General features: G+C 73.4%; 16 protein-coding genes. 8 read left to right on the top strand and 8 right to left on the bottom strand.

The genetic code is table 11. From position 1 onward, the window contains the following. Window positions 1-25 precede the first annotated feature (25 nt). From BLT67_RS06670 to BLT67_RS06650, 5 genes are all read left to right on the top strand, one after another. The gene (locus BLT67_RS06670; RefSeq protein ID WP_092666294.1) at window positions 26-985 is read left to right on the top strand and encodes a DnaJ C-terminal domain-containing protein; all 960 of its coding nucleotides are present in this window, start codon (window positions 26-28) and stop codon (window positions 983-985) included. Next, the gene (locus tag BLT67_RS06665) at window positions 985-1419 is read left to right on the top strand and encodes a heat shock protein transcriptional repressor HspR (RefSeq protein WP_092666293.1); all 435 of its coding nucleotides are present in this window, start codon (window positions 985-987) and stop codon (window positions 1417-1419) included. Before BLT67_RS06670 ends, BLT67_RS06665 begins: the two co-directional genes overlap by 1 nt. 181 nt (window positions 1420-1600) lie before the next feature. Beyond that, window positions 1601-2506: a hypothetical protein gene (locus BLT67_RS06660; RefSeq protein WP_092666292.1), complete on the top strand. Its 906-nt coding sequence runs from the start codon at window positions 1601-1603 to the stop codon at window positions 2504-2506. A 12-nt stretch (window positions 2507-2518) separates the two neighbouring features. After that, the gene (locus BLT67_RS06655) at window positions 2519-3742 is read left to right on the top strand and encodes a hypothetical protein (RefSeq protein WP_092666291.1); all 1224 of its coding nucleotides are present in this window, start codon (window positions 2519-2521) and stop codon (window positions 3740-3742) included. Then, window positions 3739-4323 (top strand): hypothetical protein, encoded by a 585-nt coding sequence (locus BLT67_RS06650; RefSeq protein ID WP_092666290.1) that lies wholly within the window; start codon window positions 3739-3741, stop codon window positions 4321-4323. Before BLT67_RS06655 ends, BLT67_RS06650 begins: the two co-directional genes overlap by 4 nt. A 188-nt stretch (window positions 4324-4511) precedes the next feature. On the opposite strand, the gene BLT67_RS06645 is transcribed toward BLT67_RS06650, so the two are convergent. After that, window positions 4512-5009: an Hsp20/alpha crystallin family protein gene (locus BLT67_RS06645; protein ID WP_092666289.1), complete on the bottom strand. Its 498-nt coding sequence runs from the start codon at window positions 5007-5009 to the stop codon at window positions 4512-4514. Between the two features lie 307 nt (window positions 5010-5316). On the opposite strand from BLT67_RS06645, the gene BLT67_RS06640 reads away from it, so the two are divergent. Next, window positions 5317-6030, top strand: a complete 714-nt coding sequence (locus BLT67_RS06640) for an ABC transporter ATP-binding protein (RefSeq protein ID WP_092666288.1) — start codon at window positions 5317-5319, stop codon at window positions 6028-6030. Beyond that, window positions 6027-7310 (top strand): ABC transporter permease, encoded by a 1284-nt coding sequence (locus BLT67_RS06635; protein WP_092666287.1) that lies wholly within the window; start codon window positions 6027-6029, stop codon window positions 7308-7310. Before BLT67_RS06640 ends, BLT67_RS06635 begins: the two co-directional genes overlap by 4 nt. Window positions 7311-7318: 8 nt before the next feature. On the opposite strand, the gene BLT67_RS06630 is transcribed toward BLT67_RS06635, so the two are convergent. Together BLT67_RS06630 and BLT67_RS06625 are read right to left on the bottom strand one after the other, a co-directional pair. Then, the gene (locus BLT67_RS06630) at window positions 7319-7921 is read right to left on the bottom strand and encodes a uridine kinase family protein (RefSeq protein ID WP_092666286.1); all 603 of its coding nucleotides are present in this window, start codon (window positions 7919-7921) and stop codon (window positions 7319-7321) included. Between the two features lie 216 nt (window positions 7922-8137). Beyond that, entirely contained in the window at window positions 8138-10117 is a 1980-nt protein-coding gene (locus tag BLT67_RS06625) for an FAD-dependent monooxygenase (RefSeq protein ID WP_092666285.1), read from the bottom strand. 131 nt (window positions 10118-10248) lie between these two features. On the opposite strand from BLT67_RS06625, the gene BLT67_RS06620 reads away from it, so the two are divergent. Next, entirely contained in the window at window positions 10249-10914 is a 666-nt protein-coding gene (locus BLT67_RS06620) for an IclR family transcriptional regulator (protein WP_092666284.1), read from the top strand. Between the two features lie 23 nt (window positions 10915-10937). On the opposite strand, the gene BLT67_RS06615 is transcribed toward BLT67_RS06620, so the two are convergent. The 5 genes from BLT67_RS06615 to BLT67_RS06595 form a co-directional block, all read right to left on the bottom strand. Beyond that, window positions 10938-11315 (bottom strand): DUF2255 family protein, encoded by a 378-nt coding sequence (locus BLT67_RS06615; protein WP_092666283.1) that lies wholly within the window; start codon window positions 11313-11315, stop codon window positions 10938-10940. Window positions 11316-11350: 35 nt separating this feature from the next. Further along, complete coding sequence (locus BLT67_RS06610; protein WP_092666282.1) at window positions 11351-11719, bottom strand: type II toxin-antitoxin system death-on-curing family toxin; 369 nt, start codon at window positions 11717-11719, stop codon at window positions 11351-11353. Then, window positions 11716-11919: a CopG family transcriptional regulator gene (locus BLT67_RS06605; RefSeq protein ID WP_092666281.1), complete on the bottom strand. Its 204-nt coding sequence runs from the start codon at window positions 11917-11919 to the stop codon at window positions 11716-11718. The genes BLT67_RS06610 and BLT67_RS06605 overlap by 4 nt, the downstream gene beginning before the upstream one ends. A 43-nt stretch (window positions 11920-11962) precedes the next feature. Continuing rightward, complete coding sequence (locus BLT67_RS06600) at window positions 11963-12724, bottom strand: alpha/beta fold hydrolase (protein ID WP_197674442.1); 762 nt, start codon at window positions 12722-12724, stop codon at window positions 11963-11965. 111 nt (window positions 12725-12835) lie between these two features. Beyond that, window positions 12836-13747, bottom strand: a complete 912-nt coding sequence (locus BLT67_RS06595; RefSeq protein ID WP_092666279.1) for a hypothetical protein — start codon at window positions 13745-13747, stop codon at window positions 12836-12838. Between the last annotated feature and the right edge of the window lie 15 nt (window positions 13748-13762).

Below are 13762 nucleotides of genomic sequence, written 5' to 3'. Positions count from 1 at the left end.
CGCATGGGCCGGAGGGAGGTGACGCATGGCGAGCAATGACTGGTTCGACAAGGACTTCTACGCCGTCCTGGGCGTCGCCAAGGACGTCTCCGCCGCCGATCTGAAGAAGCAGTACCGCAAGCTCGCGCGCCAGTTCCATCCGGACTCGAACCCGGGGGATGCGGCGGCCGAGGCGCGCTTCAAGGAGATCTCCGAGGCGCACGCGGTGCTCTCGGACCCCAAGCAGCGCAAGGAGTACGACGCGGTGCGCGCGATGGCCGGCGGTCGGCCGCGCTTCGCGCCCGGCGGCGCCGGCGGCTTCGAGGACGTCTTCGGCGGCTTCGGCGGCGGCCCGCGCGTGCAGTACTCGCAGGGCGACTTCGAGGATCTGCTCGGCGGCATGTTCGGCGGTGCGGGCGGCGGGTTCGGCGGGTTCGGCGGTGCGCGCCGCCCCGCGAAGGGCCGCGACGTCACGGCCCGCGCCGCGCTCGACTTCACGTCGGCGGTGCAGGGCGACACGCTCAAGCTCACCGTCGGCGGGAAGACGATGACGGTGAAGATCCCCGCGGGCGTGCACGACGGCCAGCGCATCAAGCTCGCCGGCAAGGGCGACCCGTCGCCCACCGGCGGCGAGCCCGGCGACCTCATCCTCACGGTGCAGGTGCGGCCGCATCCGGTCTTCACGATGGACGGCCTCAACCTGCGCGTCGACGTGCCGGTCACGTTCGCCGAGGCGACCCTCGGCGCGACGATCGAGGTGCCCACGCTCGGCGGCAACCCGGTGCGGCTCAAGGTCGCGCCCGGCACGCCGTCGGGTCGCGTGCTGCGCGTCAAGGGGCGCGGCGTCGCGGGCAAGAAGGGCACGGGCGATCTGCTCGCCACCATCCAGGTCGCGGTGCCGGGCCACCTCACGAAGCAGCAGGTCGAGCACCTCGAGGCGTTCGTGGCGGCGGGTCCGCACGAGTCGCCGCGCGACGAGCTGCTCGCCAGGGCGAAGGCCAGCTGATGCTGAGCGCGCCCACCGGTCTCGACGAGACGTCGCCGATCTTCTCGATCGCGGCGGCGGCCGAGCTCGCCGGGCTGCACGCGCAGACGCTGCGGCAGTACGACCGGCTCGGCCTCGTCGAGCCGGCGCGCACCGCCGGCAACACCCGCCGCTACTCGATGCGCGACGTCGGGCGGCTCAAGCAGGTGCAGCTGCTCTCGAGCGAGGGCGTCTCGCTCGAGGGCATCCGCCGCATCCTCGAGATGAGCGATGAGAACCGCGAGCTGCGGCAGCGCGTGCGCGAGCTCGAGAGCGCACTCGCGGATGCGGTGATGCAGCAGGCGGGCCGCCGCGTCTTCGCCGCGGGGCACGCGGGCATCACGACGATCCGCGCGGGTGCCCGCCCGGCGAAGCCCGGCTCCGTCGTGCTCTGGCGGGGCGGCCCCGGCCACTGACCCCTCGCCGGCCCCTCGCCGGTCGAGGAGCGCGCCCGCGCAGCGGGCACGCGTCACGAGACCCCCAGCCGGGCACGCGTCCCCTCCGTCGGTCGAGGAGCGCGCCCGCGCAGCGGGCACGCGTCACGAGACCCCGCACATCCGCAGGCGCCCTCCCGGCCCTCGGTGCCATGATGTGCCCGTGGAAGAGACCCCGAAGCCGCGCCCCGTGCCGCGCGACGCCTCGTCGCCCATCCCGCTGCCCGTCGACGACGGCGAGCAGCGCCCCATGCGGTCGACCGCCCGCGAATCGGCGCCGGCCCCCACCGCGCAGCACCCGCGCGTCGAGGCGGGCTCGGAGCGCTGGAGCTCCGCGACGCATCCCGATGCCGTCGCGCCCGCAGCCCCCGCCACCGATGCGACGCCCACCGCCGTCGCCCCCAGGCCGGAGGAGCGCGCCGACGCGACCGAGCGCATCCAGGAGCCCACGCTCGTCGAGCGCGTGCAGGTGCAGCGGCCGGGCCTCGGCAAGCGCGAGCGCCGCGGCGCCGTCGTCGCCGGCGCCCTCGGACTGCCGCTCGTCACGCTCGGCCTGATCACGCTCGCGGTGCCGATCGGCGCCTGGTACGTCACGACGGTCTTCAAGTCGGTGATCATGGCGGTCGCGGCGCTGTTCGCGACCGAGTCGCAGGTGCGTGAGCTCGACCGCTCGATCACCGCCGTCGACCCGACCGCCTTCGGCAACGTGTCGTTCTGGCTCATCGTCATCGGCGCAGTGCTCACGATCGGCGGCATCCTGCTGTCGTGGCTCGTGCTGCGCTCGCACGGTGTCTTCCATCCGTTCCTCGTCACGCTCACGGCCGTGCCGATGGCGCTCGGCCTCTCGGCCATCCTGCAGGCGGGCGCGGCCGCGCTCGCCGGGCTCGTCTTCCAGCTCGGCGACGGCGGCATCTCCGCGGTCATCGCCAACGCGCTGTTCGCGCTGCTGCTGTTCCTCGTCGCCGCGGTCGCGATCGCGGTCGCGGTCGGCATCGGCGTGTGGCTGTGGATGGCGTCGGTCTTCCGCGCGACCGTCGTGACCGGCGCCCCGACCACCGCGAAGGGCTGACCTCCGCGCACCATGACCGCCGATCCTGCCGACCCCGCGGGCCCTCCCGGCGCGCCGCCGCCGCCCGGCGCCGACACGCCGGTGCCGGCGGATGCGGCCGAGCGGGCCGCTGCCGCGGGCCGCGCGAGGCGGCAGGAGCGCGCGGAGCGAGCGGCTCGCGATCGGCTCGTGCCGACCACGGCCGTCGAGAGCAGGGCCGAGGAGCGGGCGCGGATGCGGCGGGCGCGGCTCGGCCTCACCGCGGCGCCGTCGCCGATCGGCGCCGGGGTGCCGAACCCCGCGGCCGGCATGCCCGCGGGGCCGTTCGCGCCGCCACCCGGGATGCTGCCGGCGGTCGCGGAGACGATGCCGCAGCGCTTCGCGCCCGCGGGCTGGTCGGCATATGGCGGACGCACCTACGGCGGTACGCCATACGGCCAGCCAGCGAGCCCCTACCCGGCGCCCGTCGGCCCCTATCCGGTAGCCCCCGCCTCATATCCCTATGGCGTCGGCCCGTACCCCTACAGCGTCGCGCCGGCACCGTTCCCTCAGCCGATGCCCTACGGGGCAGGCCCGTACCCGGCGGCCCTCATGCTGCCGCCGCGCATCGTGTGGACGAGGCGTCAGCGCTCCGCGGCGCTCCTGAGCTCGTGGCTCGGCCAGACCGTCATGGCGGTCGCGACGCACCTGCTCACCGCGTTCCTCCTGGTCGTCGGCTTCGCCGCGCTCCTGCACGCATCCGGCGACACCGCCGACTTCGAGGCCGACTCGTTCACCTCGGTGATCGCCCGCTGGACGATGCCCGACCGCGTGTGGCCGACGCTCATCGTCGGGCTGCTGATCGGCGGCGGACTGCTCGTGTGCGGGTGGCTGCTCCACGCGCTGTGGGCGAAGTCGGCGGGGCTCGCGAAGCCGCACCGCTCCGCGTGGCTCGCGTGGCTGTGCACCACAGCGTCGACCGGGCTCCTCGGCATCGCCCTGTGGCCCCCGGCGATCGTGTTCGCCTTCACCGCCTCCCTCATGTCGACGAGCGCGTCGCTCACCACGGGCTCGATGTGGTCGACGCTGTTCTGGCTGCTGGGCATCGCCGCCGTGCTCACGGGCGGCGTGGGATTCCTGTTCGGCTGGCTGTTCCTCTCGCAGGCGCGGCCGCGCATCGACATCGCCGCGATCCTGGCGGCCGAGGAGGCCGCGGCGCGTGCCGCCGACGAGGCCGAGCTCACGCGCGTGCGGCTGCGCGGCGAGCCCTCGCGATGAGGGCGCTGCGGGCCGGCCCGCCCGACCCGCTCGACGCGACGCAGCGGGCCGCGGTGCGATCGGCCGGCGCGATCGGCCTCGCCCTCGTCGGGGCCGGGGCGAGCCTGCTGTGGGGGCTGCTCGTCGCGGCGCTCGTGCTCGCGGTGGTGCGCGCGGCGGTCATCGACCTCTTCGACGACGTCGAGTGGGGCCTCGCGGTCGTCGCGTGGATCGAGGCGCTCGACCTCTCGTGGCTCGTGCCGATCGTCGCGGTGCTGCTGCTGGTCGCGGCGTCGTCGATCGCGCTCGGATGCTGGGCGAGCGAGCGGCGGATGCTGCGGGCCGGCGTCGTGGGAGCCACCGTCGTCACCGCGCGGGGCGCCGCCCTCGGCACCGGCCTGCAGGCGGTGCTCTCGACGCTCTCGAGCTGGGTGCTCGGCCTGCTGCTGCTCCTGACCGGCGTGGTCGGCTTCTGGATCGTCGCCGGGCTCTGGCTCGTCGGCTCGATCGCCGCGTCGGCCCTCATCGGCTGGCTCGCCGGCCCGCGCACGTGGCTCGCGGTCGCGCGCCGGGAGGCGCGTCGCGCCGCTGCCGGGGTCTGAGGCGGGTCGGGCGCGGACCTGGCCGATCGTCACCGGAGTATTTCCGCGTTCAGCGACTGCATGAGTGGATAGTCCACGCATGGCACGCGAGGCGCGTGGATCTTCCGGCGCCGCCCGGGCAGCACGGCGGCGGCGCCCTGCCGTGACGGCCCGAGGGCCGCGGGGGCAGGACGCCGCCGTGGGGGAGGTCAGGCGGATGCGCCGCTCGCGGCCGTCTCCGATGAGGCGCCGCTCGAACTGCTGCTCGAGCCGGATCCCGCGCTGATCTCGCTGCGGCCGTCGCGCTGCTCGACCGCGATCTTGCGGGGCTTCGCCCGCTCGGCGATCGGGATCGTCAGCATCAGCACGCCGTGCTGGTAGTCGGCCTTGATGTGGTCGAGGTCGACGTCGTTGCCGAGCCCGAGCTGGCGGATGTAGCGGCCGGCGGGCCGCTCCTGCGCGAGCCACTGCGCGCCGTCGACGGCGCCGATCGTCCGCTCTGCCTGGATGGTGAGCGTGTTGGCGTCGACGTCGAGGTCGATCGAGCCCGGGTCGATGCCCGGCAGGTCGACGTTGACGACGTAGTGGTCGCCCGCGCGGTAGAGGTCCATCGGCATCCAGCTCGCGGAGCGCTGCGTGCCGCCGCTCGTCAGCAGGCGCGCGGCCATGCGGTCCATCTCGCGGAAGGGATCGAAGGTCAGTGCCATGACAACCACCTCCTCATCGCGGGCCGTCGCCCTGTGCGGCGGCCCCGTGTGTCTGGCAGCTCCCCGGGTGGTGCGACCCGGGTCTGCTCCTATTGTTGGCACTCTTCCTTAGAGAGTGCTAATTGCTCGCTCCCGGATCGCTCAGAGCGCCGCCTCGCGCGAGCGAGGGCGGGGGCGCACCCGACGGAAAGCCGGGGGAGCATCCTCCGGTCAACCCCCTGCCGAGACCTGCCCCGGCACGCGAGGCTCGAAGCGCTGCCGCGGTCCGCCGCGCACTCGCAGCCCGACCCCAGCACCAGGAGGAGCCATGCACGAGCTCGTGCTCGACGCATCCGACATCCACAAGTCCTACGGCAGCGGCGACAGCCGCTTCGATGCGCTCAAGGGGGTGTCCCTGCAGGTGCGCCGCGGCGAATCGCTCGCGATCGTCGGCAAGAGCGGCTCGGGCAAGTCGACCCTCATGCACATCCTCGCGCTGCTCGACGCGCCCGACGCCGGCACCCTGCGCATCGACGGCACCGACACCGCACAGCTGCGCCGCGCCGAGGTGCAGCGGCTGCGGAACGCCGAGTTCGGCTTCGTCTTCCAGCAGTTCTTCCTCACGCCCGACGCCACCGTGCTCGAGAACGTGATGCTGCCGCTCACGATCGCGGGCGTCGGCCGCCGCGAGCGCACCGAGCGCGCGATGGAGGCGCTGCGAGCGCTCGAGCTCGACGACAAGGCGAAGAACCGCGCCACGGCGCTCTCGGGCGGCCAGAAGCAGCGCGTCGTGATCGCCCGCGCGCTCGTGAACCGGCCGTCGGTGATCTTCGCCGACGAGCCCACCGGCAACCTCGACACCGCCACGGGCGGCATCGTCGAGGGCATACTGTTCGACCTCGTGCGCGAGCAGGGCATCACCCTCGTGGTCGTCACGCACGACGACGAGCTCGCCGCGCGGTGCGACCGCCGCGTGCACCTGCGCGACGGCCTCGTGGTCGGCGCCGACGCATCCGCGCTCGCCGGGGCGGTGGCAGCATGAGGGCGGCCGACGTGCTGGGCTCGGCGGTGCGCAACACCTTCCGCAGCAAGCTGCGCACCTCGCTGACGGTCATCGCGATCGTCATCGGCGCGTTCACGCTCTCGATCACGAGCGCGATCGGCGCGGGCGTCTCGAGCTACATCGACGCGCAGCTCGGCATGGTGGGCGCGCCCCACGCGCTCGTGGTCACCCCGGCGGCGGAGGACGGCGCCGGCGGCGACGGCCCCCGCGAGTACGACCCGGAGCGCTCGGTGGCCGGCGGCGCCGCGGGCCCCGTGGCGCTGAGCGGCATGAGCGCCGCCGACTTCGACGACATCGCCGGGGTCGCCGGCGTCGAACGGGTGCAGCCCATCGCGATGCTCGCGGTCGACTTCATCGAGACCGCCGGCAGCGACCGCTTCGAGCTCGCGATCGACCCGTCGAGCGAGGCGATGCAGTTCGACCTCGCCGCGGGCAGCCACGTCGCCGACGTCGCCGAGCGGCAGCTGCTGCTGCCGACGCCCTACGTCGAGGCGCTCGGGTTCGCCGATGCGGCCGACGCCGTCGGCGCGACGGTGACCCTCGGGGTCACGGATGCGGTGGGCCAGCAGCACGAGGTCACCGCGGTCGTGGCCGGGGTGGCGCAGGCGTCGTTGCTCGAGCCGGGCGCCGAGAGCAACCAGTCCCTCACCGACGCGCTCGTCGACACCGCATCGACCGGTCGCGCCGACAGCGGCGGCGCCGTGCACTACGCAGCCGTCGCCTTCGCGGCGGAGGACGTGACCGACGAGCAGCTGCAGGCGATCAAGGACGACCTCGCGGCGATCGGCTTCCAGGCCATGACGGTCGACGACCAGATCGGCATGTTCCGCGCGGTGATCGACGGGATCGTCAACGTGCTGAACGCGTTCGCGATCATCGCGCTCATCGCCGCCGGCTTCGGCATCGTCAACACGCTGCTCATGAGCGTGCAGGAGCGCACGCGCGAGATCGGCCTCATGAAGGCGATGGGCATGGGCAGCGGACGGGTCTTCGGCCTGTTCACGACCGAGGCGGTGTTCATCGGCCTGCTCGGCAGCGCGATCGGCGCGGGCCTGGCCATCGTGGCGGGCACGCTCGCGAGCGGTGCGCTCGCCGAGACGCTCTTCGCCGAGCTGCCCGGCCTGCAGATCATGCGCTTCGAGGCGGTGCCGGTGCTCACGGTGATGCTCATCGTCATGGCGATCGCGTTCCTCGCCGGCACGCTGCCCGCCCGCCGGGCCGCCCGGCAGCACCCGATCGAGGCGCTCCGCTACGAGTAGGCGAGCGGCTACTCGCGGCCCGGCGCGAGCATGCGCCGGGCCGCGCGCATGCGCACGGGGCGGCACCCCGCATCCGTGAGCGAACGCAGGATCGCCGGCTCGCGCCGCGCGAGCAGGATGCCGCGCTTGATGAGGAACGCGGGCGCCTTCCGCCGCTCGCGCAGGTCGCGCGCGAACCGCAGCCCCATCGTCACCCAGCGCGAGCGCCGCACGACGATCGCGTCGGCGAGGATACCGCGGCGGCGCGCCTCGGCGACGACCTCGCCGACGAAGACGCCCTCCGCGACGAAGCGGGTCGCGCCGCCGAGCGTCACCTCGTGGGTGCCGACGGATGCGCTGCGCGAGATGTCGTAGACGGGCGCGGTCGTGCGCCCGGTGCGCGCGAGCTCCTCGAGGGCGTCGGCCGCGCGGTCGAGGTGCCAGCTGCCCGGGTGGTCCCAGTCGACCTCGCCCGTCGGCAGCCGCGGCAGCAGCGGGTCGCCCGCCTCGCGGTAGTAGTCGTCGAGCCGCAGCACCGGCAGCCCCGAGTGGTGGGCGATGCGCGACTTGCCCGAGCCGGAGGCGCCGCCGACCAGCACGACGCGCGCGAGGGGCTCGTCGGGCGCAGGCATGGATTCGATTCTGCCGGATGCTCGGGGGCAGGTCGGACGCGGACGGCTGCACCCGGAGGAAGCCCGGATCGCAGCTGCGCCAGCGCGATCATCCTTCGGACGCCGACGGCTGCCACCGGAGGAAGTCCGGATCGCAGCTCCGCCGGCGGGATCATCCACATGGGAGACCGGGGATCCGGACTTCCTCCGGGCACCGGCGCCCCGAGGCGCCCGCCCTCAGCCGTTCTCGGTCGGGATGAGCTGCGTCTTCTCGGCGATCTCCACCTCGACGTCGAGCTCGGCCGCGGGCGTCGCGCCCGTGTCGGCCGGCTCGAGCATGTGCTGCGCGAAGAACGCCGTGAGCTCGTCGCGCGCCGTGAGCGGCAGCACGCCCGCGACGTACATGTCGGGCCGCACGATGACGATCGCGCCGTCGCGGCTGATCTCGCGCTCGCGGTGGATGTCGCGGCCGTGGCCGGCCGAGAAGACCTGGTTGATGTCGATCAGGCCGTAGGGCACCTTGACGGGTCGGAACGCATCCGGCACCGCGTTGGGGTCGATCTCGGTGTAGTCCTGCTGGTAGATCACCTTGGTGTCGAACACCGCGTCCTCGTCGCCGCCGGTGGGCGTGTAGCGCACGCGCGGCGAGGCCGGGTCGGTCGCCCACCAGGTCGCGAAGTCGGCCGTCGGCGTGCCCGCGCGCGCGGGCGCGGCGGCGTCGGCGAAGACGTAGACCCGCCAGCGGCCGTCGGCCTCGTGGGTGTGCCCGAGGTGCCGCCAGCGGTTGTCGGCGCGGCGGATGACCTCGGCCGACTTGAAGCGCTTGCCGACCGGGTAGCCCTTCGCGAGCTCCTGGTGCTCGTCGCCGAGGGTGATCATCGACTCGGCGTACTGGGTCATGAAGCCCGCCGGGAACTCGATCGTCTTGAGGTAGTAGGCCTCGAGCTCGTTCGGGTCGTCCCACTCGTCGACGGGCTTCGCCATGAGCGTCGACCACTCCTTGTCGAAGTCGATCAGGTCCTGCGCGACGACCTGCCGCTCGGCCGCGTAGGTCGACAGCAGCGACTCGGGCGCGCGCCCCTCGAGCACGGCGGCGAGCTTCCAGCCCAGGTTGAAGCCGTCCTGGATCGACACGTTCATGCCCTGCCCGGCCTTCGCCGAGTGCGTGTGGCACGCGTCGCCCATGATGAACGCGTGCGGCGCGCGGACCCCCGCGAGCTCGGCCGGCACGTCGTCGAAGCCGTCGGTGATGCGGTGCGCGACCTCGTAGACCGACCACCAGGAGACGGCCTTCACGTCGAGCGTGTAGGGGTGCAGGATGCGGTTGGCCTTCGCGATGATCTCCTCGACCGGAGTCTGCCGCACCTTGCCGGCGTCGTGCTCGTCGGTCTCGCCGAGGTCGACGTAGATGCGCACGAGGTACTCGCCCTCGCGCGGGATGAGCAGGATGTTGCCCTGGTCGTGCGACTGCACCGAGCACTTCACCTGGATGTCGGGGAAGTCGGTGTTGGCCATCACGTCGATGACGCCCCACGCGTGCAGCGAGGCGGCGCCCTGCAGCTTGTGGCCGAGCGCCTTGCGCACGCTCGAGCGGGCGCCGTCGCCGCCGACGAGATACTTCGCGCGCACGGTGCGCTCCTCGCCCTCGCGCGGGCCGGCGCAGTAGCGGATGCGGGCGGTCACCGGCAGGTCGGCGTCGGGATCGATCGTGGCGTCGAGGAACTCGATGCCGTAGTCGGGCACGATCCGGCCCGGCGCGCGGACAGCGTCGCGCAGGAAGTAGTCGAGGATGCGCGACTGGTTGACGTAGATGTGCGGGAACTCGCTCATGCCGGTCGCGTCGTCGGGGGCGCGCGAGGCGCGGGCGATGCGAGTGGGCTCCTCGGGGTCGGGCTTCCAGAAGCACATCTCGACGTTGCGGTACGCCTCGTCGATCACCTCGTTCGCGAAGCCGAAGGCCTGGAACGTCTCGACCGAGCGCGCCTGGATGCCGTCGGCCTGGCCGACCGCGAGCCGGCCGGGGCGCAGCTCGATGGCGCGCGCGTTGATGGAGGGGAAGCGGGAGAGCTGGGCGGTGACGACCGCGGCTGCCGGGCCGGTGCCGACGATCAGCACGTCCATCTCATCGGGCAGCTCCGTCGGCCGGTCGATGCCGTGCCCGGCGGCGGGCTTCACGCGGGGGTCGCCGGACTCGTAGCCGCGGTGGTGGATCTGCATGCCGTGGTCTCCTTCGACCGTTCCCTGACGCCGCCGCCGAGTTCAGATGTTGTCTCGATAGTTGCGACGGATGTTCAACTACAGGTACGATCGTACGACCGGTCGGTGCACGTCGCAAGAAGCGGGGCCTCATGGCGGAGTCGGAGAAGACGGCTGCAGGATCGCAGACGCTCGCGCGCGGGCTCGCGGCGCTCGCGATGATCGGCGAGAGCGACACCCCGATCACGGTGCGCGAGCTGGCCGAGCGGCTCGGCATCCACCGCTCGATGGTCTACCGGCTCGTCGCGACGCTCGAGCAGAGCGGCTTCGTCGAGCGCACGGGCGGCGGGGAGCTGCAGATCGGCATCCGGCTCGTCGGCATCGCCCGCACGGCCGCGCGCGACCTGCAGACTGTGGCGCTGCCCGAGCTGCTGGCAGCCGCCGACGAGCTCGACGCGACCGTCTTCCTCGCGGCCTACGACGGCGAGGCGGCTGTCACGCTCGTGAGCGCCGAGCCGCGGAACGCCCACGCGGTCGTCGCGCAGCGGCCCGGCAGCCGGCACCCGATCGGCCGCGGCGCACCGGCGCGCGTGATCCGCTCGCAGGTCGACCCGGTCGCGCATCCGCCCGCTCGGTTCGAGGAGAGCCACGACGAGGTCTACGCGGGGCTCGCGGCGATCGCGGTGCCGCTCCTCCTGCCCGGTGGACGGCCGATGGCCATCGCGGCGCTGCACCTCGCGGGCCGCCCGGTCGACCCCGAGCCCATCGTGGCCCGCCTCGAGGGCGCGGCCGAGCGCATCCGCAGCCAGCTGCACTGAGGCGGAGCGCCGCGCCGGCCGCGTCAGATGCCGGGTGTCAGCCGCAGCGTGACGCGCCGCGACTCGGGACTCACGATCGTCGCGAGCGACTCCGGCCACGCGCCGTACTTCTCGCGCATGGCCGCGTCGATCGCGTCGTGCACCGTGTCGTCCTCGTCGAGGTGCTCTGCGGTGACGTCGGCGCTGACCCCGCCGGCCTTGATGTGCGCGAACGCGGCGTCGGCCGTGCGCCGGTACCAGGCGCTGTCGGGACCGTAAGCAGAGCGCACGTAGAGCTCGCCGTCGACGGCGGCGTGCCAGATGGGCACGGGCTTGCGGAGCGAGCCGTCGGCGCGGCTGGTGATGATCTCGAGCTCCTTCGCGCCGTGCACGGCGGCGAGCTCGTCGGGCTGCCAGGTCATGCCGCCACGCTAGGGGTGCGGTGCCGGCGACGCGCTCAGGCGGCGCGCCAGCGCCGGAGCGTCTCGGCGACCGATCGCACGTCCGCCTCACCGGTCGCGACCGCGATGACGGTGTCGTACGCCTCGTCGTCCGGCGCATCGAGGTCGACGCCGTTCAGGCCGAGGAACACGACCAGCGCGAGCCAGCCGAGCCGCTTGTTGCCGTCGGCGAGCGGGGGGCTGCGAACGATCGATTCGAGCAGCGCGGCGGCCTGCTCGTCGAGGGATGCGTAGGCGGGGGTTCCCCAGAGCGTCGTCGCCGGCCGCCTCGCGGCCGACTCGAGCAGCCCGAGGTCGCGCACGGAGCCGACACCGAGGTCGTCGACGAGTGCGAGCAGATCCTCGGTGGAGAGGTAGACGATCACCGGCCGAGTCGCTCGAGGAGGTCGGCGTAGCGGTGCCGCGCGCTCGCGGAGAGCTCGCGCACGGCCCGCTCGTGACCCCGCCGCGCCGCCGCCTCGCGGATCGCGCGCACGGTCGCCTCCTGTCGGCTCACGCCGTCGGCCTCGGCGAGCTCGGCGAGCATGCGCTCGTCGTCGGGAGTCAGTCGCAGCGTCATCGCCATGGAGCCACGATACCAGTGTGGTATCAGTCGTGGAAGGCGCGGTTCATGCGTCGAGGAAGCGCGACAGCACCTCGGTGAAGACCTTCGGCTGCTCGGAGTGCACCCAGTGCCCGGCGCCCTTGATCGTCACGCGCCGCACGCGCGGGAAGCGCGCCTCCATCGCCGGCACGAACTCGTCGCGCACGTAGCCCGAGTCGCTGCCGCCGATCCAGAGCACCGGTCCCTCGTAGACGGCGTCCGTCTCTGGGAAGCCGCGCAGCACGTCGAGGTCGCGCCGCAGCATCTCGAGGTTGGGCAGCCAGCGCCAGCCGTCGGCCTCGCGCCGCAGGCTCTGCAGCAGGAACGCGCGCACGCCCGGGTTCGGCACAGCATCGGCGAGCGCAGCGTCCGCGTCGGCGCGCGAGCCGATCGCGCCGAGGTCCATGCCGAGCATCGCGTCGATGAACCCGCGGAACTCGTCGGCCGAGCGGTACTGCACGGGCGAGACGTCGACGACGACCAGCCGCTCGACGCGCTCGGGGTGGCGCAGGGCCGCGAGCATCGCCGCCTTGCCGCCCATCGAGTGGCCGACGAGGGCGGCGGGCTCGTCGATGACGCCGGCCACCGCATCCGCCATCGCCTCGTAGTCGAGCCGCTCGCTCCAGGGCGACTGCCCGTGGTCGGGCATGTCGACGAGGGTGACGCGGTGGGATGCGGCGAGCGCCTTGCCGATCTGCGTCCAGTTCTTGCCCTGGCCGAAGAGGCCATGGCAGAAGACGACGGGCGAGCCCTGCTCGCCGAGGGTCGTGGTGTGGAGGTCGCTCACCTCGCCGACCCTATCGATGCCGCTCGCCGCTCGGCCGCGCTCGGCCGGGCCGCTCGCCCAGCCCGAGCTCAGGGCGCGCTGCTCGGCCGAGCGGCTCGCGCAGCGCTGCAGCTACCGCCGCACGTCGGCTGCGTCGACCTCGAACCCCGCGCGGTCCACCCGGCGGTGGAACCGCATGCCGGCGAGGCCGCCGAGCACGGCGCCGATGAGCGCCACGACCGCCACCACGACGGCCGAGATGATCGCAGCGGTCGTCTCCTGACCCTCGGGGAACGGCAGCGTGGGCATCGCACCCGGCGGCAGCGCGAAGTTCTGGCCGGCGACGAGGCCGATGAGCGCCGCGACGATCGCGATGATGACCGCCCATACCCAGACCGCGACGCCCTGCTTGGCGCCGTCGAACCGCGCCATGCGCCCGGCGACGTAGCCGCCGCAGTAGTAGCCGACGAACCAGATCACCAGCAGGATGACGATGCCCCAGATGCCGGTCGCCTCCAGGTTCCGCTGCGCATCCTGCGCCGCTTCGCCGATGCCGCCGGAGAGCGAGGCGATGAGCGCTGCGATCGCTGCAGCGAGTGCGGCGAGCAGCACGACTGCTCCCGTCGCGGTGAGCCAGCCGAAGAACGCGGCGCCGATCTTCACGCCGCCGAAGCGCTCGCGCTCGCGCGCGACCACGGCCTCGCGGACGTCGGGCAGGCCTGCGCCGGGCGCGCCGACGACGCCGCCCCGCTCGCGACCGTCGGCCACGCCGTCGCCGTCGCGGTCGAGCGCGCGCGTGCGCTCGTCGCGATCGACGACACCGTCTCGATCGCGGTCGCGCGCATCTGCCCTCCGCTGGCGATCGGTCGCACCGTCGACGACGCCGTCGCCGTCGCGCACATCCGCCCGCTCGCGGTAGTCCGCGACGCCGTCCGCCTCGCGGTCGACGGCGGCATCGTGCCGCCTCGTCGTGTCGTCCGCCATGCCCCGCGGGTTCGCGGGCACGCTCCGCGGGACGGAGCCGTTCGGGTGTTCGGTGGTCATGTCGATCTCCTCATC

The organism is Agrococcus carbonis, assembly GCF_900104705.1.
Taxonomy (GTDB): domain Bacteria; phylum Actinomycetota; class Actinomycetes; order Actinomycetales; family Microbacteriaceae; genus Agrococcus; species Agrococcus carbonis.
Note: the sequence above shows the minus strand (reverse complement) of the source record. Positions and strands in the feature narration are given on the sequence as shown.

Bases quoted from the DNA above. Each gene is read 5' to 3' on its own strand.
- BLT67_RS06635 (WP_092666287.1), top strand. From the start codon at position 6,027: ATGAGGGCGGCCGACGTGCTGGGCTCGGCGGTGCGCAACACCTTCCGC.
- BLT67_RS06645 (WP_092666289.1), bottom strand. From the start codon at position 5,009: ATGGCACTGACCTTCGATCCCTTCCGCGAGATGGACCGCATGGCCGCG.
- BLT67_RS06655 (WP_092666291.1), top strand. From the start codon at position 2,519: ATGACCGCCGATCCTGCCGACCCCGCGGGCCCTCCCGGCGCGCCGCCG.
- BLT67_RS06650 (WP_092666290.1), top strand. From the start codon at position 3,739: ATGAGGGCGCTGCGGGCCGGCCCGCCCGACCCGCTCGACGCGACGCAG.
- BLT67_RS06615 (WP_092666283.1), bottom strand. From the start codon at position 11,315: ATGACCTGGCAGCCCGACGAGCTCGCCGCCGTGCACGGCGCGAAGGAG.
- BLT67_RS06640 (WP_092666288.1), top strand. From the start codon at position 5,317: ATGCACGAGCTCGTGCTCGACGCATCCGACATCCACAAGTCCTACGGC.
- BLT67_RS06670 (WP_092666294.1), top strand. From the start codon at position 26: ATGGCGAGCAATGACTGGTTCGACAAGGACTTCTACGCCGTCCTGGGC.
- BLT67_RS06620 (WP_092666284.1), top strand. From the start codon at position 10,249: ATGGCGGAGTCGGAGAAGACGGCTGCAGGATCGCAGACGCTCGCGCGC.
- BLT67_RS06625 (WP_092666285.1), bottom strand. From the start codon at position 10,117: ATGCAGATCCACCACCGCGGCTACGAGTCCGGCGACCCCCGCGTGAAG.
- BLT67_RS06665 (WP_092666293.1), top strand. From the start codon at position 985: ATGCTGAGCGCGCCCACCGGTCTCGACGAGACGTCGCCGATCTTCTCG.
- BLT67_RS06630 (WP_092666286.1), bottom strand. From the start codon at position 7,921: ATGCCTGCGCCCGACGAGCCCCTCGCGCGCGTCGTGCTGGTCGGCGGC.
- BLT67_RS06595 (WP_092666279.1), bottom strand. From the start codon at position 13,747: ATGACCACCGAACACCCGAACGGCTCCGTCCCGCGGAGCGTGCCCGCG.
- BLT67_RS06605 (WP_092666281.1), bottom strand. From the start codon at position 11,919: ATGGCGATGACGCTGCGACTGACTCCCGACGACGAGCGCATGCTCGCC.